This window comes from Neisseria sp. P0021.S007 (assembly GCF_051956855.1).
Genome location: NZ_JBQCXA010000808.1, coordinates 1 through 594, shown reverse-complemented (window position 1 = coordinate 594; position 594 = coordinate 1). Strand labels below are relative to the sequence as shown.

The window sequence follows — 594 nt, the reverse complement described above, 5'->3', positions numbered from 1 at the left end:
TACCCAGCCTGCGCCGACTGTCGCCCCTGAGAAAAAAGCCTCTTGGTGGGACAGCTTCAAAGCTTGGTTGAAACGTATTTTTGGCGGCAATACCGCAGCCGAAACCGCGCCTGTTGCCGAAGTGGCAGAAAAACGCACTTCGGGCAGCAACAACCGCAACAGCAATTCCAGCAACCGCCGCGCAAACAGCCGCCGTCAAAATCCACGCCGCAGCAACAAAAACGACGGCAGCAAAGTTGAAGTGCGCGAAGTGAATGCCGAAGCTGCCGACAGCAAGTTTGAAGAAAGCAAATCAAACGAAAGCCGCAATGACGAGCGTAAAGACACTCGCCGCAACCGCAACCGTAACAACCGCCGTGATGATCGCAACAACGAGCGCAACCGTGTTGAGGAAACGGTTGAAGACGTAAATGTTCAAGAAGTGGCTGCACTGGCTGAAATGCCGTCTGAAAACCAAGCGGAACAAAGCGGCAATAAACGCCGCCGCAACAACAGTCGTAACGAGCGCAACCGTAATCAATCTGCGGAAAACCGTGTTGAGGACGTGAACGTTCAAGCCGATGGCGAACAGGCGCAAGTCGAAGAGGACAACAA

At 53.9% G+C, this 594-nt stretch carries 1 pseudogene; it reads left to right on the top strand.

The features are described 5' to 3' along the window. Positions 1-594, top strand: a pseudogene (locus ACTHUR_RS16065) (Rne/Rng family ribonuclease); the annotation flags it as partial.